The sequence below is a fragment of the Photobacterium atrarenae genome (genome assembly GCF_024380015.1).
GTDB classification, from domain to species: Bacteria; Pseudomonadota; Gammaproteobacteria; order Enterobacterales; family Vibrionaceae; genus Photobacterium; species Photobacterium atrarenae.
In genome coordinates this window covers 2,451,822-2,469,235 of record NZ_CP101508.1, presented here as the reverse complement: position 1 = coordinate 2,469,235, position 17,414 = coordinate 2,451,822, and the positions used below count along the sequence as shown (strand labels likewise).

16 protein-coding genes are annotated in these 17,414 nt (G+C 39.0%); all 16 read left to right on the top strand.

The features are described 5' to 3' along the window. Positions 1-72: 72 nt before the first annotated feature. The 16 genes from NNL38_RS11565 to NNL38_RS11495 all read left to right on the top strand — a co-directional run bounded on the left by NNL38_RS11565 (position 73) and on the right by NNL38_RS11495 (position 17,395). On the top strand, positions 73-501 hold the full coding sequence (locus NNL38_RS11565) for an arsenate reductase/protein-tyrosine-phosphatase family protein (protein ID WP_255388188.1): 429 nt from the start codon (positions 73-75) through the stop codon (positions 499-501). A gap of 199 nt (positions 502-700) precedes the next feature. Then, positions 701-979 (top strand): IS66 family insertion sequence element accessory protein TnpA, encoded by a 279-nt coding sequence (tnpA, locus tag NNL38_RS11560; protein ID WP_255388187.1) that lies wholly within the window; start codon positions 701-703, stop codon positions 977-979. A gap of 57 nt (positions 980-1,036) precedes the next feature. After that, the gene (gene tnpB, locus NNL38_RS24785) at positions 1,037-1,144 is read left to right on the top strand and encodes an IS66 family insertion sequence element accessory protein TnpB (RefSeq protein ID WP_369414617.1); all 108 of its coding nucleotides are present in this window, start codon (positions 1,037-1,039) and stop codon (positions 1,142-1,144) included. Positions 1,145-1,976: 832 nt separating this feature from the next. Next, positions 1,977-3,152 (top strand): Wzz/FepE/Etk N-terminal domain-containing protein, encoded by a 1,176-nt coding sequence (locus NNL38_RS11555; RefSeq protein ID WP_255388186.1) that lies wholly within the window; start codon positions 1,977-1,979, stop codon positions 3,150-3,152. 237 nt (positions 3,153-3,389) lie between these two features. Further along, the gene (locus tag NNL38_RS11550) at positions 3,390-4,550 is read left to right on the top strand and encodes an EpsG family protein (RefSeq protein WP_255388185.1); all 1,161 of its coding nucleotides are present in this window, start codon (positions 3,390-3,392) and stop codon (positions 4,548-4,550) included. A 113-nt stretch (positions 4,551-4,663) separates the two neighbouring features. Beyond that, a complete protein-coding gene (locus tag NNL38_RS11545) occupies positions 4,664-5,773 on the top strand; it encodes a glycosyltransferase family 4 protein (RefSeq protein ID WP_255388184.1) in 1,110 nt (369 codons plus the stop codon). Continuing rightward, positions 5,774-6,802, top strand: coding sequence for a glycosyltransferase (locus tag NNL38_RS11540; RefSeq protein ID WP_255388183.1), 1,029 nt, complete (start codon positions 5,774-5,776; stop codon positions 6,800-6,802). A gap of 2 nt (positions 6,803-6,804) precedes the next feature. After that, the gene (locus tag NNL38_RS11535) at positions 6,805-8,202 is read left to right on the top strand and encodes a lipopolysaccharide biosynthesis protein (protein WP_255388182.1); all 1,398 of its coding nucleotides are present in this window, start codon (positions 6,805-6,807) and stop codon (positions 8,200-8,202) included. Between the two features lie 12 nt (positions 8,203-8,214). Beyond that, positions 8,215-9,336 (top strand): glycosyltransferase, encoded by a 1,122-nt coding sequence (locus tag NNL38_RS11530; RefSeq protein WP_255388181.1) that lies wholly within the window; start codon positions 8,215-8,217, stop codon positions 9,334-9,336. 15 nt (positions 9,337-9,351) lie between these two features. After that, entirely contained in the window at positions 9,352-10,386 is a 1,035-nt protein-coding gene (gene fnlA, locus NNL38_RS11525) for a UDP-N-acetylglucosamine 4,6-dehydratase/5-epimerase (protein WP_255388180.1), read from the top strand. A gap of 1 nt (position 10,387) precedes the next feature. Next, entirely contained in the window at positions 10,388-11,491 is a 1,104-nt protein-coding gene (wbjC, locus tag NNL38_RS11520; protein WP_255388179.1) for a UDP-2-acetamido-2,6-beta-L-arabino-hexul-4-ose reductase, read from the top strand. 17 nt (positions 11,492-11,508) lie between these two features. Then, complete coding sequence (wecB, locus tag NNL38_RS11515) at positions 11,509-12,642, top strand: non-hydrolyzing UDP-N-acetylglucosamine 2-epimerase (RefSeq protein ID WP_255388178.1); 1,134 nt, start codon at positions 11,509-11,511, stop codon at positions 12,640-12,642. A gap of 3 nt (positions 12,643-12,645) precedes the next feature. Next, the gene (locus NNL38_RS11510) at positions 12,646-13,851 is read left to right on the top strand and encodes a glycosyltransferase family 4 protein (protein ID WP_255388177.1); all 1,206 of its coding nucleotides are present in this window, start codon (positions 12,646-12,648) and stop codon (positions 13,849-13,851) included. Positions 13,852-13,856: 5 nt separating this feature from the next. Then, entirely contained in the window at positions 13,857-14,804 is a 948-nt protein-coding gene (locus tag NNL38_RS11505) for a UDP-glucose 4-epimerase family protein (RefSeq protein WP_255388176.1), read from the top strand. Then, positions 14,801-15,349: a sugar transferase gene (locus tag NNL38_RS11500; RefSeq protein ID WP_255388175.1), complete on the top strand. Its 549-nt coding sequence runs from the start codon at positions 14,801-14,803 to the stop codon at positions 15,347-15,349. Before NNL38_RS11505 ends, NNL38_RS11500 begins: the two co-directional genes overlap by 4 nt. Before the next feature lie 117 nt (positions 15,350-15,466). Then, complete coding sequence (locus NNL38_RS11495) at positions 15,467-17,395, top strand: polysaccharide biosynthesis protein (protein ID WP_255388174.1); 1,929 nt, start codon at positions 15,467-15,469, stop codon at positions 17,393-17,395. The last annotated feature ends 19 nt before the right edge of the window (positions 17,396-17,414 follow it).

The following is a 17,414-nucleotide window of genomic DNA, read 5'->3' as shown; positions in this document are numbered from 1 at the left end:
TGACTTGCAATGCTGTATCTGTTGGGTGCAGCATTTTTGTATCCAGCACATGTGTTTGAGGAATAAAACCTTATGTTTAATAAAATCTTGGTCGTTTGCGTTGGCAATATTTGCCGCTCACCATCCGGTGAATATTTATTGAAGCAACTGTTGCCAGCAAAAGAGATAGCCTCTGCAGGTGTTGGCGCGCTGGTCGGCAAGCCGGCGGATAAAATGGCATCTGAAGTCGCTGTGGAGCGTGGCATTAGCCTGGAAGGGCATGTGGCGCAACAGTTAACCAGTGACCTTTGCCAGCAGTATGATTTGATCCTGGTCATGGAAAAGGGGCACCTGGAAGCGGTCACAAGGATTGCACCGGAAGCTCGGGGTAAAACCATGTTGTTCGGGCAATGGATTGGTCAGAAAGATATTCCGGATCCGTATCGCCAAAGTCGCGAAGCGTTTGAATTCGCTTACGGCCTGATTGAAGAAGCTGCCGAGGCCTGGGCCAAGAAGCTCTGATCCTACGGAAAAGCTTACGGGAAGTATTGCCTGTTGCTTCACTTTGCGTAATCGGTTGTTTTATGAAAGTTAAAAGCCCTGCTGTCGTGGTACAGCAGGGTTTTTTTGTTTGCCCAGCGTAAGTGGCCATTTCTCCCCACATTCAGATCACCACGATAACCTGATATTGATATAGCTCCTTCACTATCGGAGCGATATCATGACCCGCGAAGACAAGATGCAACTCTGGCAGGAGCGCCTGCAGCACCAGAAAGACAGCGAACTCACCATTGCCGCCTGGTGCGATCTTCACCAGATTGCCCAATCACAGTTCTATTACTGGCAGAAAAAGCGCACGGCAACACCATCCGAACCTGACAGTGTCATTGCCCCTGTTCCGGTGCCCTCATCGTCGGTGGCTTTGGTGGTTAAACGCCCGGTGGCTACCGGATCTCCGTCCATGACGCCTCTGCTATGGCACTGCTGCCGCAAGTCATGAAGTCCCTGCCATGATCCCCGCACCGACCGGCCATGTCTACCTGGCCACCGGGACAAACTGAAAATCCTGCAGTGGGACACCAACGGCTTCTGTCATCATTATACTCGACTGGAAAGCGGCAAGTTCAAATGGCCGATGCACCCGGGAGATATGGTCGCAATGTAAGCGGGTAGAAATACCCGTTTACAGTAGAAATTGAGCTGCCATCAAAGGTGGCTTCACGCCATCGGCCTTATGTACTTGTTCATGCTTGTATAAACAAATCGCCTTGTTGCATATCTTTGAACTTCTCCTTGTGAGTTTTAAACCTCCATTCAATTCGGGCCGCTATCAATTTTCGAGGGATTCCATGATCTGAGTGAGGAGGGTCATAGATGCTTCTGGGTTAACGGTTCTATGCGGTCTTGGAAAAGTAGAGCTTATCTGCATGGATGCAGAGTACAAGTAACTTTAAGCGACGCTTCTAGAAATGGTGTTAGACAAAGATACGTTGAGTGTTTGGTTACACCTCGGACATCTCAGAAGTCGGGTGGCTAATCTAACTTAGATACTGCTATCATTGGGACCCATTCTTGGGCGAACTGAGAAAATGGGCCAACAGAGTTCCAAAAAGGGCGATGGGTGACTTCGGAGTTTGGTGAATGTCTTAAAACGAAGCCAATCATTGGAAACAACATTAAGGTGATAGATGAAGTCCCAAAACAAAGAAATATAGGATTTTTGCGATTTTTATATTCATAACTGATGATAAACTACTAAAAAACCACCGTCCAGCTCTGCTTAAGACACAAAAATGGTGCAGAAGTGTAAAATAACGCTGTACCTCATTGCGATCTAGAAGGGGGTATGGATAATGATTGGCTTATCAATCGATAGCTCAAAGTGCTTTTTTGCATATGAACAAGTTGGAATATCTGGCGCAGTGTGGTTGGCGTGAACCAACGGGCGGTAGCGTGCCAAAAGCGATAAAAGGTTAAATAAATAGAAAGGAATACATGTGAATCAACAGCATTCATCGAATTCGGAGTCACTTGAGTCTTATCAGATGTCTCAAATATCAACGCAACCAAATTTGAGCAATGGGGATGAAAACCGTGAGTTAAAAGCGCTTTTTGCTGCATTATGGAAAGGCAAATGGATTATCATTGCTTGTACTATGGTTGTGACTATTGGCGCTATTATTCATGCATTGACTGCGCAGGAGTGGTGGTCTTCCAGAGCGATTGTAATGAAGCCACAGTTGCGCGACTTTTCTATTTACCATCAACAGGTTAAACAGTTTCAGCCAGTGTTTGATATCTACCAGGGAGATGGTCCTGTTCTGGTAAGTGAAGATCTTGATGATTTAGTTGAACCTAAGGAGCTTTTTTCCCAATTTATCAATGCCTTTAATTCATCGATGAACAAGAAAGCGTTTCTGGATGTCAATGCTGATTTTAAGCAAATTAAGTCACAGCTTGATGATATACAGAGCGAAGGATTAACTGATAGAGAGCTAGATCTTAAACGTAGGGCTTTATACAGTAAGTGGTTTCAAAAAATAACAGCATCACCATTAGGTAAAGAAAAAGAGCTATATGTAATACAGTTTCAGTCAACTGGTCAGGACAATAGTTACAAGATGCTTATAGATTATATTAACTTCACTAAAGCTAAAGTTAATCATGATTTGCTAAACAATTTAAATGCGGTTGTTAATGCTAAAAAAAATGAGCTTTTGCAGCAAAAGTCAATATTAGAAGTTCAGGCTAAACAACGCTTAGAAATTGAAGCTGCACGGTCTCAATACGCCCTTGAGATTGCTGAAGCGGCATTAATAAGCAAGCCAGTTCAAAATTTGGGTGAGAATGAAATCTTTGCTATTAATATCGGTGGTGATGCACTTAAGGCAAAGATTGAGGCACTAAAATCAGTAACAAACTTAAAAGTAATTGAGCCGAAGCTTGAGCAAGTTGATGCTAAGCTAAAGCTGCTTGAAGCCACAGAAATTAAGAAGAATATTGACTTTAGTACATTTAGATATATGGATGAAGTTGAGCTTCCTATTGCACGAGATAAACCTGAACGTTCGCTAATTGCAGTGTTAGGTATGCTGTTGGGTGGCGTTCTGGGCATTACTATTGTGCTTATCAGAGCTGTTTTTGGAAAAGATGGTATTTTGAGGCAGAATTAATAAATAAAGGGTAAAGAATAAGTTCAGGTAAGGTTGGTGTGAATACGAATATTGCCTGAACTTTTAATCATATTTCGAACTTGAATATGTGAATAGCTAACTTGAGAATATTCACAATATTGGAGCTCACTAATAACGTGTATCCCTACCCTTAAATCTACTACACAAATCATCATAATAAAGGGTACTTTATGTCTAATGACGTAAGTTGGCAGGAATGGTATCAAGAGGTTGTAGATGATTGAGTTTTTCTCACTCCTAATTTCCCCATTAATTGTAACTAAAATCTACCTTCTCTCTGGTTTACATTTAATTAAACAGCTTAGAGTGCTATCTGTTGTGCTTTGCACACTTTTAGTTGTTTATTTATCACTAGTCTTACCTGAAAGAAACTTATTACTTCAAACCTCTGGTTTGGGGACTGATATATTGCATTATTTTGATGCATTTAATGAGATTTTATCGCTAAAATCAAGCAGCCACAGTGAAATAATGAAAATAGCAGCTGAGAATACCGGTAGCTGGGAGCCGATATTTTGGGAAGTGGTTAACTGGCTTTCAGTGCCATTGAATTCTTCGTATGAGATCTGGTCTGGTTTAATTGTCCTGTCTTTGTTTCTATATATTGCTGCAGTATGGAGAATTTCTCCTGAATTTATTCTAGTCAGCCTTTGTCTTTATGTATCGACAATTACATTTTTTGTGTTTTCGATATCTGCTTTAAGGCAATTCTTAGCACTAAGCTTTTTTGTTATTGCTTTGTCTGTAATAAAGAAAGATATTGTTTTTTATTCAATGCTGTTATTAGCTGTGCTGTGCCACGGGACTATGCTGATTGTTAGCCCTATAATAATACTTGCTAAACTTCTCTCCAAAAGAACCGATATTAATTATAATAAAGTAATTGGGGTAGCATCGGTACTATCTTTCAGTTTTTTGCTTTTTATTAAATTTATTCTCCCAATATTCTTAAGCCGTTTTTCCTATATTGATTATGGAGTAATAGGGAAGCTAAATGCTATTATTAACACTAAAGGAAGCAATTCATTAAGCTCTTTAATTCAATTAGTAATTGAGGCATTAATATTTTCATTATATCTATACTACTATAGATCTTATATACCTCATTTTTTGAAGCTAAGCTTTATATTTCTATTTTTCATTTCATCAGCATTGCTTATTGGAACAGATTTCGGTGATCGTGTGTACAGAGTTATATATATAATATATATACTTTCATTTGCATATCATTTTTCGGCAATGAAATCTTATCTAGAGCGTTATATTTTTTCGATAGTTATTGTTTCTTTCTCTTTTGTATGGTTTTTAATTATATATTACACTCGTTATGGCGTATTTTATTTTGATGGTGTAATAACCAAATTTTTTATATTTTAGAAAGTAGAATGAGGCTGAACTGATAGGTGGCACTGCTTTTTTGTTTGGCTTTTTCTCATCAAAACCGAAACCAGCTCTTAAATTGGTTATGAATATTTATATGGGGTCATTAGATGGGTGACAAAATTTGTTTTGCTGTTGGCGATGCTACAGCAAAAGGTGGTATTGAAAAGGTTACATTAACGCTTGCAAGCAAATTGAAGTTATTAAAGTCTTTTGATGTATCTATATTGAGTTTATATAAATCTCATCATTCATATATTTGTGATATTACAGATGTACCTGTTGATTATTTGTCGGAAAAAAGTGAGACAAGTATGTACAACAGAAATTTTAATATCATTAAAGGTACTTTCTTTGACTTGTTTTATATATTAAACAAATCTATTAGATTTCGTAAATATCTGAAGAATAACAAACCAGATGTCGTCGTTTGCTGTGATGTGAAAATGGTTTTACTAGCCTACATTGCTAGTATATTCATGGGTATAAAAATAATTGCTGTGGAACATTTTGAATATGACGTTCCTAACGTAATCCTAAAAAAAGTTAGAAAGTTAATTTATAAAAAAATCAAGAACGTTGTCATTCTTACTGATGAGGATAAAGATAAATACTCATGGCTTAATCCTGGGCAGTTAAAGGTGATCCCTAACATTGTATCGGTTCGTCGTGAAAATGTTGTGGAGAAAAAAAATACCATTGTTGCTGTTGGAAGGTTATGTTATCAAAAAGGATTTGACCTGTTGATTGATGCTTGGTCACAAATTTGTGAAAAAAATAACACGTGGCGGCTTGAAATATATGGTGATGGGGAAGACCGAGATAGATTGCTGGAACAGGTTGATAAGTACCAAATTAAAAATATTGCTATAAAACCTTTTTCATCAAATATCGATATCGTGTATCAACAGTCAAAAATTTTCGTTCTTTCTTCGCGCTTTGAAGGGTTGGGAATGGTTTTGATTGAAGCTTTGGCGCATTCGCTCGCATGCATTAGTTTTGATTGTCCTGCTGGGCCTAAAACTATCATTAAGGATGGCAAGAATGGTATTCTGGTTCCGACGGGTGATGTTGGAAAACTAGCATCAGCCATGGATCTGATGATTTCTGATCAAGACTTAAGGGTAAAATATGCGGAAAATGCATTTGGTTCAATTAGTCAATTTAGTGATCGTGTTGTTACTGATAAGTGGTCAAAGATTGTTAAGGGTGATATTTAAATGAAATATCAGTATTTGATCATAAGTAATTTGCCGGCATTCTATAAGATTAACTTGTATAACAAATTAAATGAATTGTTTCCTATTAAGGTTGTGTTCATTTCAAGTTCGTCCTTGATTCGTAATAAGGATTTTATCAAAGGAAAGATTAACTTTGAGTATGAAGTCTTAACTGATACGCCTTATGAAAAAAGAAATAAGTTTCTAACATTCCTTAAAGTATTGAAGCTACTAAATAACACTAATTACAAAATTGTTCTTTTCCCTGGGTGGGAGTTGCTAGAGCTCATTCCGTTAATGTTGCTAAATAAACGGGAAAAGAATGGAATAGTGATTGAAAGCAGCATATTAGAAACAAACACCACTGGACTAGTCTGGAAACTTAAGAAGTTAATTATTAATCGAATGGGGCATGCTTTTCCGTCAGGTGTACTTCAAGAAGAAATACTAAATAAGGCCGACTACAAAGCAGAGACATACATTACTTATGGTGTTGGTTTACCCTTAAGAAATCAAGCCCGTACGATTAATGAAAGAACTCATTCAACGAATAATTACCGCTATCTATATGTGGGGAGAGTATCTCCAGAAAAAAATATTAAGCGTCTTGTCAGTGAGTTTAATAAGAATGGAAGGCACTTATCTATCGTCGGTGACGGTGTTGATCTTGAAGATATCAAGCGTATAGCGAAAGATAACATCAAATTCTATGGCTATGTAAATAACAGTGATTTAGCTGAGATCTATAAGTCCCATGATTTCTTCATCTTACCATCTCTATCTGAGCCCTGGGGACTGGTTGTCGACGAAGCACTCTGGTACGGGTTGCCATGCCTTGTCAGCAAAAATGTTGGCTGTTCATCAGATCTTGTTGAATCATTAGATACGGGGTTAATATTTGATCCTGAGGATGACTTTGAAAAAATGCTGATAACCGCAGAATCAAATTTTGATAAATACTTGCAAAATGTGGGTAAAATTGACTTTGATGAAAGAGATATGCTGCAAGTTAATTCATATAAGATTTGATTATGTTTAAAAATAAGGTCGTCTCAGATTTCATAAATTACTTTTTCTCTGATTTATTTGTGAAAGGTTTTTTATTTATATCATTACCATTACTTTCTAATATAATGCCACCTAGTGAGTATGGAAAGTTATCTCTTGTTAATTCGGCAATAATGATATTGTTTGTTTTCATGGGTTTAAATTTGCAGAATGCAATTTCAAATAAATTCATGAAGGACTCTAGTCATTTTGGCGAGTATCTGTTTTCTAATCTTTGCATTATTGTACCCATTCAAGCTGTAATTTTGGTAACGTCTCCATTTTATGCGGATTTTCTAGGAAACTTATTTGGGTTATCTTCAATTGATATACAATGGGTATTGTTCATATCTGTTCTACTTACAATTTTCTATATTTATACAATATACTTGCAAGCATCTAGGCAAAGTAAAAAGTATGCATTCTACAATATATCAAGCAAGTTATTAGAAATAATCCTGATCTTTGTTTTTGCTCTTTGCCTGAAGGATAATCAGTACCTATCAAAAATTTATTCACAAATTATTGTTACGGGGGCTTTGTTACTCTTGGTTTCCAAGGAGATATATAAGCTACTCGTTTTTCGATTTGATTTTAGTTATGTGAGAAATGCATTATTATTTTCATTGCCGTTAATCCCTCATGTGCTTTCAAATAGTTTGTTGACCCAGGTTGATAGATTTATTATAAATGATGTGATTGGTTTAAGTGCTGCGGGAATATATTCATTTGCTTATAATCTTGCAATGGCCGTAATCGTGGTTATTCTAGCCTGGAACTCATCATGGCAACCTAAGTTATATCAATTACTCAATGACCAAAACTATGAGTCTATTATTAAAACTACAAAAAGAACAACCATTTTAATATCTTTTGTTGCAATGGCTTCTATTTTGTTTAGTAAAGAGATGGTTATGTTTCTTGCCGCGAAGGAATATTATGAAGCGGCTGAAATTGTGCCGATAATCATCATCGGTAATAGTTTGACATATGTTTATCTTACATATGCTAACTTTGTATTTTATCAAAGAAAGACGTTTTCTTTATCCGTTGCGACATTCTTTGCTTTAACGATTAACTTTGGGCTTAACACTTTATTAATACCAAAGTTTGGTATTGTTGCTGCAGCCTGGACAACAGTTATATCTTATATCTTCTTGTGTCTATGTTATCTTACAGTATCAAAAATTAGTTTTAAAGAATCACCGATTGGTTTGACGTTGATGTTTCAATTACTAACAGTAACAACGTTAAGCTATATTATGACTGTCTTTATTGATAGTCATATCGACATGATTCTGGCAATTGTAGTTAAGATTATGATTGTGATGAGTGCTTTGTCTCTAATGTACTTTAGAAGAAACCAGCTTTTATTTAGTTAACGGATCTTTAATGTGAGTAAAAGAATTGTAATTAATGCTGCCAACCTTCATATTGGTGGCGGTATACAGGTTGCTGTGTCATTTCTCGAAGAGTTAGCTTACTTAATAAGCTCTGGTTATATTGACGATGATATTAAATTTTCAGTAGTTTGCTCCGATGAGGTTTGTAGTAACTTATCAGAGACAGTTAATATGGACGTCTTTGAAAAATTCACGAACGAAAATATCTACGGATTCAGAAAGCCGAAGCCGTCAGTACTTGATTTATTCAAAGGCTATGATGTCGCTTTTACTGTTTTTGGACCATCTTACTATAAGCTCCCGTCAAGGGTTAATATTTGTGGATTCGCTCAAGCTTGGATTGCTTATCCTAATAATCTGGCCTATAGGAAGCTCTCGCTTATCCAGACTTTAAAAAGTCGTTTAAAGTTTTCGTTGCAGTGGCACTTTTTTAAACAAAGTGATTTTCTTGTCGTCGAGCAAGAGCATGTAAAACAAGCACTTATACGTAATAGAGCGTTTGATGAAAGCAAAATAGGAATTGCTCATAATTGTGTATCTTCGATGTACTTAGTGCAGCCGGAAAAATGTTCTGGTAAAATTGACAACAAATCAAAAATCAAGCTTGGTGTGATGGGGAGGGGATATCCGCACAAAAACCTAGCCCTTTTACCTGAAGTTGCAATTATTTTGCGTGAAAAGTATGATTTTGATGTTGATTTTTTGTTCACTTTGACACAGGCAGAAATGAATCACTATTCATTCGAAAAAATATCGAATTTTTATACAGTTGGTGCTCTAAAAGTAGACGAGTGTGTTGATTTTTATAGTAAAATCGATGGCTTAGTGTTTCCAAGCCTCCTTGAATGCTACTCAGCGTCCCCTGTCGAAGCTATGGCGCTGAAGGTGCCTGTTTTTGCTTCAGATTTAGACTTTGTTAAGAATGTTTGTTGTGATCATGCTTTTTATTTTGATCCGCTAGATCCTGAGAATATTGCTAAAACCATTGCAGAAGGTTTATCTGATATAGCTCAACTTGAGTCCAATGTCAAACGAGCTTATGCGCACGTAAAATCTCTTCCAACATCTTTGGATAGGGCAAAGCGGTACGTCGACTTTTTGGTGTATAGATAGAATTTAAGAGTTTTTATGTTTAAAAACAAGATCTTACTAATTACAGGTGGAACAGGCTCATTTGGTAATGCTGTTCTTAATCGTTTTCTTGATACGGATATAAAAGAAATCCGCATTTTTTCTCGTGATGAAAAAAAGCAAGATGACATGAGGAAAAAATATAATAACTCTAAGTTGAAGTTTTATATTGGTGATGTCCGTGATTACAACAGTATTTTGAACGCAAGCCGCGGCGTAGACTTTATTTATCATGCTGCAGCACTTAAGCAGGTGCCCTCGTGTGAGTTCCACCCAATGGAAGCGGTCAAAACGAACGTGCTTGGTACAGAAAATGTCCTCGAAGCTGCAATTGCCAACAGCGTATCTCGAGTTGTTTGTCTGAGTACGGACAAAGCCGTTTATCCTATCAATGCAATGGGAATTTCTAAGGCCATGATGGAAAAAGTTATGGTCGCTAAGTCACGAAATGTTGATGAGACCAAAACGGTTATTTGTGGCACCCGTTACGGTAATGTAATGGCTTCTCGTGGTTCCGTAATCCCGTTGTTTGTTGACCTGATCAAGCAAGATAAGCCGCTGACCATTACAGATCCAAGCATGACACGTTTCATGATGACCCTTGAGGATGCCGTTGATCTTGTGCTATATGCGTTCGAGCATGGATCGAATGGTGATATTTTTGTTCAAAAAGCCCCTGCTGCGACAATTGAAACATTAGCAAAAGCTGTGACAGAGTTGCTAGGTGTTGAAAGTCACCCAATTAATGTTATCGGTACTCGCCATGGCGAGAAGCTTTATGAAGCGTTATTGAGTCGTGAAGAGATGATTGCTGCTATTGATATGGGTGATTATTATCGTGTCCAGCCAGACCTACGTGATCTCAACTATGGCAAGTATGTTGAGGATGGAGATTCTCGCATTTCTGAAGTTGAGGATTACAATTCTCATAACACCGATCGTTTGGATGTTGAAGGCATGAAGCAGCTGCTTCTTAAGCTACCGTTCATTCGTGCAATTCAGGCCGGCGAAGAATTTGAGTTGGATGCTTAATATGAAAATTGTTGTTACTGGTGCTAAGGGATTTATTGGTAAAAACTTGTGTCTTCGCTTACATGAGATAGGCTACAGCGATGTTCATGAAGTAGATATTGAGACTACCCCAGAGCAGTTAGAAACAGCTCTGGAAAATGCTGATTTTGTCTTCCATTTAGCTGGTGTTAACCGCCCTAAAGATGAAAATGAGTATAAGACTGGTAACTCAGATCTGACTCAAACGATTATTTCATTGCTCGGTAGACAAGCTAAGCCTGCGTCTTTGATGATCAGCTCGTCAACGCAAGCTGAGGCAGACAATCCATATGGGGTAAGCAAAGCTTCCGCCGAGGCGATTGTAGAGCATTATGGTAAAACCCATAATGCTCCGTATTTTATATATCGCTTTCCTAACGTGTTTGGCAAGTGGTGTCGACCAAACTACAACTCTTTTGTAGCGACTTTCTGTTATAACATCGTCAATGATATTGAGATCAACATTCATGACCCGAGTGCTACTGTCACGCTGGTTTATATTGATGATGTTTGCAAGGAGCTAATCAGCTTGCTTGAAGCACCTCAAGGCAGTGGCCATTGCGCTGTATCACCAACTTATCCGACAACGGTAGGAGAGGTTGCTGATCTTTTATATGCCTTTAAGGAAAGCCGCGAAACTTTAGTTACCGAAGAAGTTGGCACTGGCTTAACCAGAGCCCTGTACTCTACTTACTTAAGCTATTTCACACCGCAGAAGTTTAGTTATGATGTGCCTGCTTACGGTGATGAGCGCGGTGTCTTTTGTGAGATGTTGAAAACACCTTCAGCAGGCCAGTTCTCATTTTTTACTGCACACCCGGGTATAACTCGTGGTGGCCATTATCACCATTCGAAGAATGAAAAGTTCCTGGTAATTAAAGGTAAGGCATTATTTAAGTTCGAGCATGTAATCTCCGGAGAGCGACATGAACTTGTCACAGAGGCCAGTACGCCGAAGGTGGTTGAGACCGTGCCTGGCTGGACGCATGATGTAACCAATATTGGTGATGAAGAATTAATAGTGATGCTCTGGGCTAATGAGATTTTTGACCGAGAAGCACCTGATACAGTAGCAAGACCGCTTTGATTAGTAGAGAAGACCAGATGAAAAAAATGAAAGTAATGTCTGTAGTGGGGACTCGCCCAGAGATTATTCGACTATCGCGAGTACTTGCTAAGCTCGATGAACACTGTGAACACGTTTTGGTCCATACTGGTCAAAATTATGATTACGAGTTGAACGAGGTTTTTTTCAACGATCTTGGTGTACGCAAGCCTGATTACTTTCTGAATGCTGCAGGTCAGTCAGCCGCTGAAACAATCGGTCAAGTCATCATCAAAGTCGACCAAGTTCTTCAGGAAGTCGAGCCTGAGGCGATGCTTGTTCTTGGTGATACGAATTCATGCATTTCTGCGCTGCCGGCAAAGCGTCGTAAGGTGCCAATTTTCCATATGGAAGCCGGTAATCGTTGTTTTGATCAGCGAGTTCCAGAAGAGACCAATCGCAGAATTGTCGATCATACTGCTGATATCAACCTTACCTATAGTACAATCGCCCGCGATTACCTGTTGGCGGAAGGTTTACCTGCCGACCGCGTGATCAAAACGGGGAGCCCGATGTTTGAGGTCCTGAATTACTATATGCCTCAGATTGATAGCTCGGATGTTCTGAGCCGCTTGGGGCTAACTGCTGGTCAGTTCTTTGTGGTTAGTGCCCATCGAGAAGAAAATGTTGATTCTCTGAAGCAGCTTAAGAAGCTTGCGACCATTTTAAACACGGTTGCCGAAAAATATGGTTACCCAGTGATCGTATCAACTCATCCTCGTACCCGTAATCGTATTGAAGCACAAGGGATTGAATTCCATCCTAATGTTCAGCTTTTGAAGCCGCTAGGTTTCCATGATTACAACCACTTGCAGAAAAAATCAAAAGCCGTTCTTTCTGACAGTGGAACCATTACCGAGGAGTCTTCTATCATGAACTTCCCGGCATTGAATATCCGCGAAGCACATGAGCGTCCAGAAGGTTTTGAAGAAGCATCTGTCATGATGGTTGGTCTTGAGGTTGAACGAGTATTGCAGGCTTTAGAAATTTTAGAGCATCAGCCAAGTGGTGAGCAGCGTCTGCTAAGGCCTGTTTATGATTACAGCATGCCAAATGTATCGGAGAAGGTGGTGCGAATCATCCATTCTTATACAGATTATGTGAAGCGTGTTGTATGGAAGGAGTATGTGTAATTAATGCGTATTGCTTTGCTACCAGATGACTACTTGCCAGATAGTACGCTAGTTCATGCAAAAATGTTTCATGAACTAGCACTGGAATTCATTGCTAGAGGCCATGAAGTCGTTGTTATAACACCAGGGGAACCTAGCCAGCCCTCGCGATTGATTATAGATAATATTGACGGTGTCGAAGTCTGGCGATTTAAAAATGGCCAAACCAGAGGCGTAAGCAAAATTAAGCGTGCAATTAATGAAACGATGCTTTCTTTTAATGCGTGGAGAGCCATAAAAAGAAAGGTGGAATCAAGGCCGTTTGATGCGTGTATTAATTATTCCCCGACGATTTTCTTTGGCCCTCTTGTTAAGAGGCTGAAAGATCGTTGTAACTGCTATAGTTATCTGATTTTAAGGGATATGTTTCCTCAGTGGGTTATTGATGAGGGGATGATTAAAGAAGATTCAGTAATCGCGCGTTACTTTAGATTCTTTGAAAAACTTAATTATGATAATTCAGATTGTATTGGTCTAATGTCAGAAGCAAATGTAAATTATTTTAATGAACTATATCCTGACTACAATAATCTGAAAATTTTGCGAAATTGGGCCGATACTAAACCGTTAGGCAGAGATTTGGTCGGTTCAAACATCCGTGAATCACTTGGTTTATCGAATAAAATCATCTTCTTTTATGGGGGTAATATTGGTCATGCTCAAGATATGAGCAACTTGTTGCGTTTGGCTCAGTCGATGAAGGCTATCCCTGAGGCTCATTTTCTTTTTGTAGGCCAAGGTGATGAAGTCGACTTAGTACTTAGTAAGAAAGAGGAGTGGGGGCTTGATAATCTTACGTTTTTACCCTCTGTTTCTCAGAGCGAATATCGTGAGCTATTGACTCAGGTTGATGTTGGCCTGTTTTCGTTGTCACGTAACCACAAAGCCCATAATTTTCCCGGAAAGCTTTTAGGTTACATGGTCGAGTCACTACCAATTTTAGGTAGTGTTAACCCTGGTAATGACCTGATTCAGTTTATAAATGATGAGTCCGCTGGTTTTGCATATGTAAATGGTGAGGATGACTCGTTGTTGAATGCGGCAATCATGTTATTGAAAAATAAAAGTTTAAGACAAAACTTAGGGTCTAGCGCTCACCAAGTGCTCCATAAGCATTTTTCAGTTCAGTCAGCAGTATCTCATCTAATTGATGAAATTAATAAAAGGTGATGTAAGTGCGTGTTCTTTTAACTGGCGCTACAGGGTTTGTTGGGTCGCATCTTCTAACTGCTTTGGGTGAAGATACTTTAGTCGTTGGTAGGAAAAAACCCTCTTTACACAAAGGCGACTTCTTTTATACAGATTTCGGTGATGCTCAGTTGACCGGTGAACACTTTCATGGTGTTGATGTTGTAATACATTGCGCTGCGAGAGCCCATGTTATGGATGAAACGGCAGCTGATCCTCTTTCTCTATACCGGGCAATGAATACGACCGCGACGCTTAATTTAGCGAAGCAGGCGGCAAAATCGGGTGTAAAACGCTTTATTTTTGTTAGCTCGATTAAAGTAAATGGCGAAGCTACAGAATTAGGAAAGCCTTTTACTGCCGATGATCCTAAAAAACCACTGGACGATTATGGAGTCTCAAAGTCTGAAGCAGAAGAGCAATTGCAAGAGTTGTCACTAAAGACCGGACTTGAAGTAGTAATCATTCGACCTCCTCTGATATATGGCCCTGGAGTTAAAGCGAATTTTGCTTTGCTGATGAAGTTGGCTTGTACAGGCTTACCGTTGCCTTTTGCTTGTATTAACCGAAATGAACGTAGTATGGTGTCGGTTTATAATCTGGTCAATTTAATTACAACGTGTATTGATCACCCGAAGGCTGCTAATCAGGTTTTCTTAGTTTCTGACGATGCAAACCTATCTACAGCGGATATGGTAAAAAAAATATCGAAAGCTTGTGGTAAGCGAGGCTGGATGATACCAGTCCCTGTTCGCTTATTTCAGGTAGTTGGTAAACTTTTAGGCAAGACGGGTATGATCGAGCGTTTAACTGGTTCATTGTCTGTAGATATTACCAAGACGAGGGAATTGTTAGATTGGACGCCTGTAAAGAGTGTAGATGAAGGCATAAGCTTAACCGTTGATGCTTTTTTGGATAATAAGAGTGCGAAATGATCAGGATTCTTGATGTTGTATTGGCTTTTGTTGGCCTGCTACTTACTTTTCCTATTTTATTGATTGTTACTATTGTCGGTTTGTTTGATACGGGATCACCGATCTTCATGCAAACTCGTGTGGGTAAAAATAAAGAACCGTTTACTTTGATTAAGTTTCGTACCATGAGTGTCGAAACAAAATCGGTAGCGAGCCACCTTGCCAGTAGTGCCTCAATTACTCGATTTGGGAGCTTTCTTCGTAAGTCAAAGATTGATGAGTTACCTCAGCTTATCAATGTCTTGAAAGGGGAGATGAGCTTCGTTGGTCCACGGCCAAATCTGTTGAATCAGGATGAACTCATCAAAGAACGTGAGAACAGGGGAGTTTATGATGTTTTGCCGGGAATCACCGGCCTAGCGCAAGTAAATACTATAGACATGTCAACACCGGTATTGCTAGCGAAAACAGATCAAAACATGATCAAAACGCTAACAGTAAAAAATTACTTTAAGTATATTATCATGACTGCAACTGGTAGTGGTTCTGGTGATCGTATTCAGTAAGATGATATAACTGTTTGATAAGGATTGTATCTTAAACGATCGCGAATCTACAATATGCCTTACACCTTAGGATGTAAGACATATTTTCTTTTAGTTTTTAATATTTTCTGAGGTTGTATGTCTCCTCTCGATTCCATTTTATCAATACCTCGCTCTTATAAGCGATTAATTAGTATTGTTATTGATACATTTTTTATCACTATGGCATTTTGGGGGGCGTTTTGGACTCGCTTAGGTACCGTTGAAGAATTCACAGATGCCGTATATTGGCAGGTCCTGGCTCTCCTGGTTGTTTCGACTTTGATCCTTTTCACCAGAGTAGGTCTTTATCGAGCTATACTGAGGTATTTAAGTGTTCATGCTTTGCTCTCAATTACTATTAGCTCTGCGGTGTCAGCAGTATTATTAGTATTGTCTGCATATTTTTCTTACGCATTTATCCCGCGTTCAGTACCTATCATTTATGGTACATATTTGGTTATTTTATGTGGTGGTGCGAGGCTGCTTGTCCGTATTTTAGTCTCTCAACATAATACAAGGAAAAAACCGCGCGCACTGATTTATGGTGCAGGTTCATCGGGCAGACAGCTGGTAAACTTATTACGCCAAGGTGATGAATATCATCCTGTCGCCTTTGTTGACGACGATAAAAAGCTCCAGAAGACCGTTGTTCAAGGACTGGCAATTTATAAGCCTCAGTGCCTTAAGCAGTTACTTTCGAAAACTGGTGCAAAAACAATCTTGTTAGCTATGCCGAGTGCCAGTCGTTCTCAACGAAAGGCAATCATTAATTCGCTAGTTGAACTACCGGTTGAGGTCTTATCCATCCCTAATTTGGCTGATATTGTTAACGGTTCAGCAAGTATTGATCAGCTTCGTGATGTACCGATTGAGGATTTACTTGGTCGAGACTCTGTTGAACCACAACCGGACTTGCTTGCTGCAAACATAAAAGACAAGGTGGTTATGGTGACTGGTGCTGGAGGCTCCATTGGTTCCGAGTTATGCCGTCAAATTGTGCAGCAGAAACCAAAATCGTTGGTGTTATTTGAGTTATCTGAATTTGGACTGTACAAGATTGATAAGGAATTGTCCGATTTCGTAAAAACGGAAGGACTCCAAACTGAAATTATTCCTTTACTTGGCTCTGTTCAACGCCTAAACCGCTTGGCTATAGTGATGCAAAGTTTTAAAGTGCAAACATTGTATCATGCTGCAGCGTATAAGCATGTTCCACTGGTTGAGTATAATGTTGTCGAAGGCGTAAGAAATAATGTGTTCGGTACTTATTATACGGCCATGGCTGCGATTGAGTCTGGTGTTGAATCTTTTGTCCTGATCTCAACAGATAAAGCTGTACGTCCTACCAATATTATGGGAGCAACTAAGCGTTTGGCTGAGTTGGCTCTGCAGTCATTAGCTGCAGAAAATAATGGAACCCGATTTTGTATGGTACGTTTTGGTAACGTTCTGGGTTCTTCCGGTTCAGTGATTCCGCTATTTAAAAAGCAAATTGCTGAAGGAGGGCCTGTAACAGTAACCCACCCAGAGATTATACGCTATTTTATGACGATTCCTGAGGCTGCTCAGCTTGTAATTCAAGCTGGTGCTATGGGCAAGGGTGGAGATGTGTTTGTTCTTGATATGGGCGAGCCCGTTAAGATTGTCGATTTGGCTAAAAATTTGATTCAACTATCAGGGCTTGAGGTTAAATCTGAGGATAATCCGCATGGCGATATTGAAATTAAATTTTCTGGACTTCGGCCAGGTGAAAAGTTATTTGAAGAGCTATTGATTGGCGATAATGTAAATCGAACTGCGCATGAGCGGATTATGACTGCGAATGAAACTTTTCTACCATACTCTGACTTTAAAGAGGTTTTAGGAAATTTAGATAAAGCTTGTCATAGTTTTGATCATGATACTATTCGTCATATTCTTCTTAATACACCAACAGGGTTTGCTCCAACGGATGGTATTGGTGATTTGGTTTGGCATGCGAATGAAAAGGTTTTAAGAGACGAAACTAAAAAAATCATACACTAATATTTATGTAGAAGCCTTA

What these genes read in the sequence shown, in the direction of transcription:
- NNL38_RS11500 (WP_255388175.1), top strand. Translation starts at nt 14,801, where the DNA reads ATGATCAGGATTCTTGATGTTGTATTGGCTTTTGTTGGCCTGCTACTT.
- NNL38_RS11495 (WP_255388174.1), top strand. Translation starts at nt 15,467, where the DNA reads ATGTCTCCTCTCGATTCCATTTTATCAATACCTCGCTCTTATAAGCGA.
- NNL38_RS11545 (WP_255388184.1), top strand. Translation starts at nt 4,664, where the DNA reads ATGGGTGACAAAATTTGTTTTGCTGTTGGCGATGCTACAGCAAAAGGT.
- NNL38_RS11540 (WP_255388183.1), top strand. Translation starts at nt 5,774, where the DNA reads ATGAAATATCAGTATTTGATCATAAGTAATTTGCCGGCATTCTATAAG.
- NNL38_RS11510 (WP_255388177.1), top strand. Translation starts at nt 12,646, where the DNA reads ATGCGTATTGCTTTGCTACCAGATGACTACTTGCCAGATAGTACGCTA.
- wecB (WP_255388178.1), top strand. Translation starts at nt 11,509, where the DNA reads ATGAAAAAAATGAAAGTAATGTCTGTAGTGGGGACTCGCCCAGAGATT.
- wbjC (WP_255388179.1), top strand. Translation starts at nt 10,388, where the DNA reads ATGAAAATTGTTGTTACTGGTGCTAAGGGATTTATTGGTAAAAACTTG.
- tnpA (WP_255388187.1), top strand. Translation starts at nt 701, where the DNA reads ATGACCCGCGAAGACAAGATGCAACTCTGGCAGGAGCGCCTGCAGCAC.
- NNL38_RS11535 (WP_255388182.1), top strand. Translation starts at nt 6,805, where the DNA reads ATGTTTAAAAATAAGGTCGTCTCAGATTTCATAAATTACTTTTTCTCT.
- fnlA (WP_255388180.1), top strand. Translation starts at nt 9,352, where the DNA reads ATGTTTAAAAACAAGATCTTACTAATTACAGGTGGAACAGGCTCATTT.
- NNL38_RS11550 (WP_255388185.1), top strand. Translation starts at nt 3,390, where the DNA reads ATGATTGAGTTTTTCTCACTCCTAATTTCCCCATTAATTGTAACTAAA.
- NNL38_RS11565 (WP_255388188.1), top strand. Translation starts at nt 73, where the DNA reads ATGTTTAATAAAATCTTGGTCGTTTGCGTTGGCAATATTTGCCGCTCA.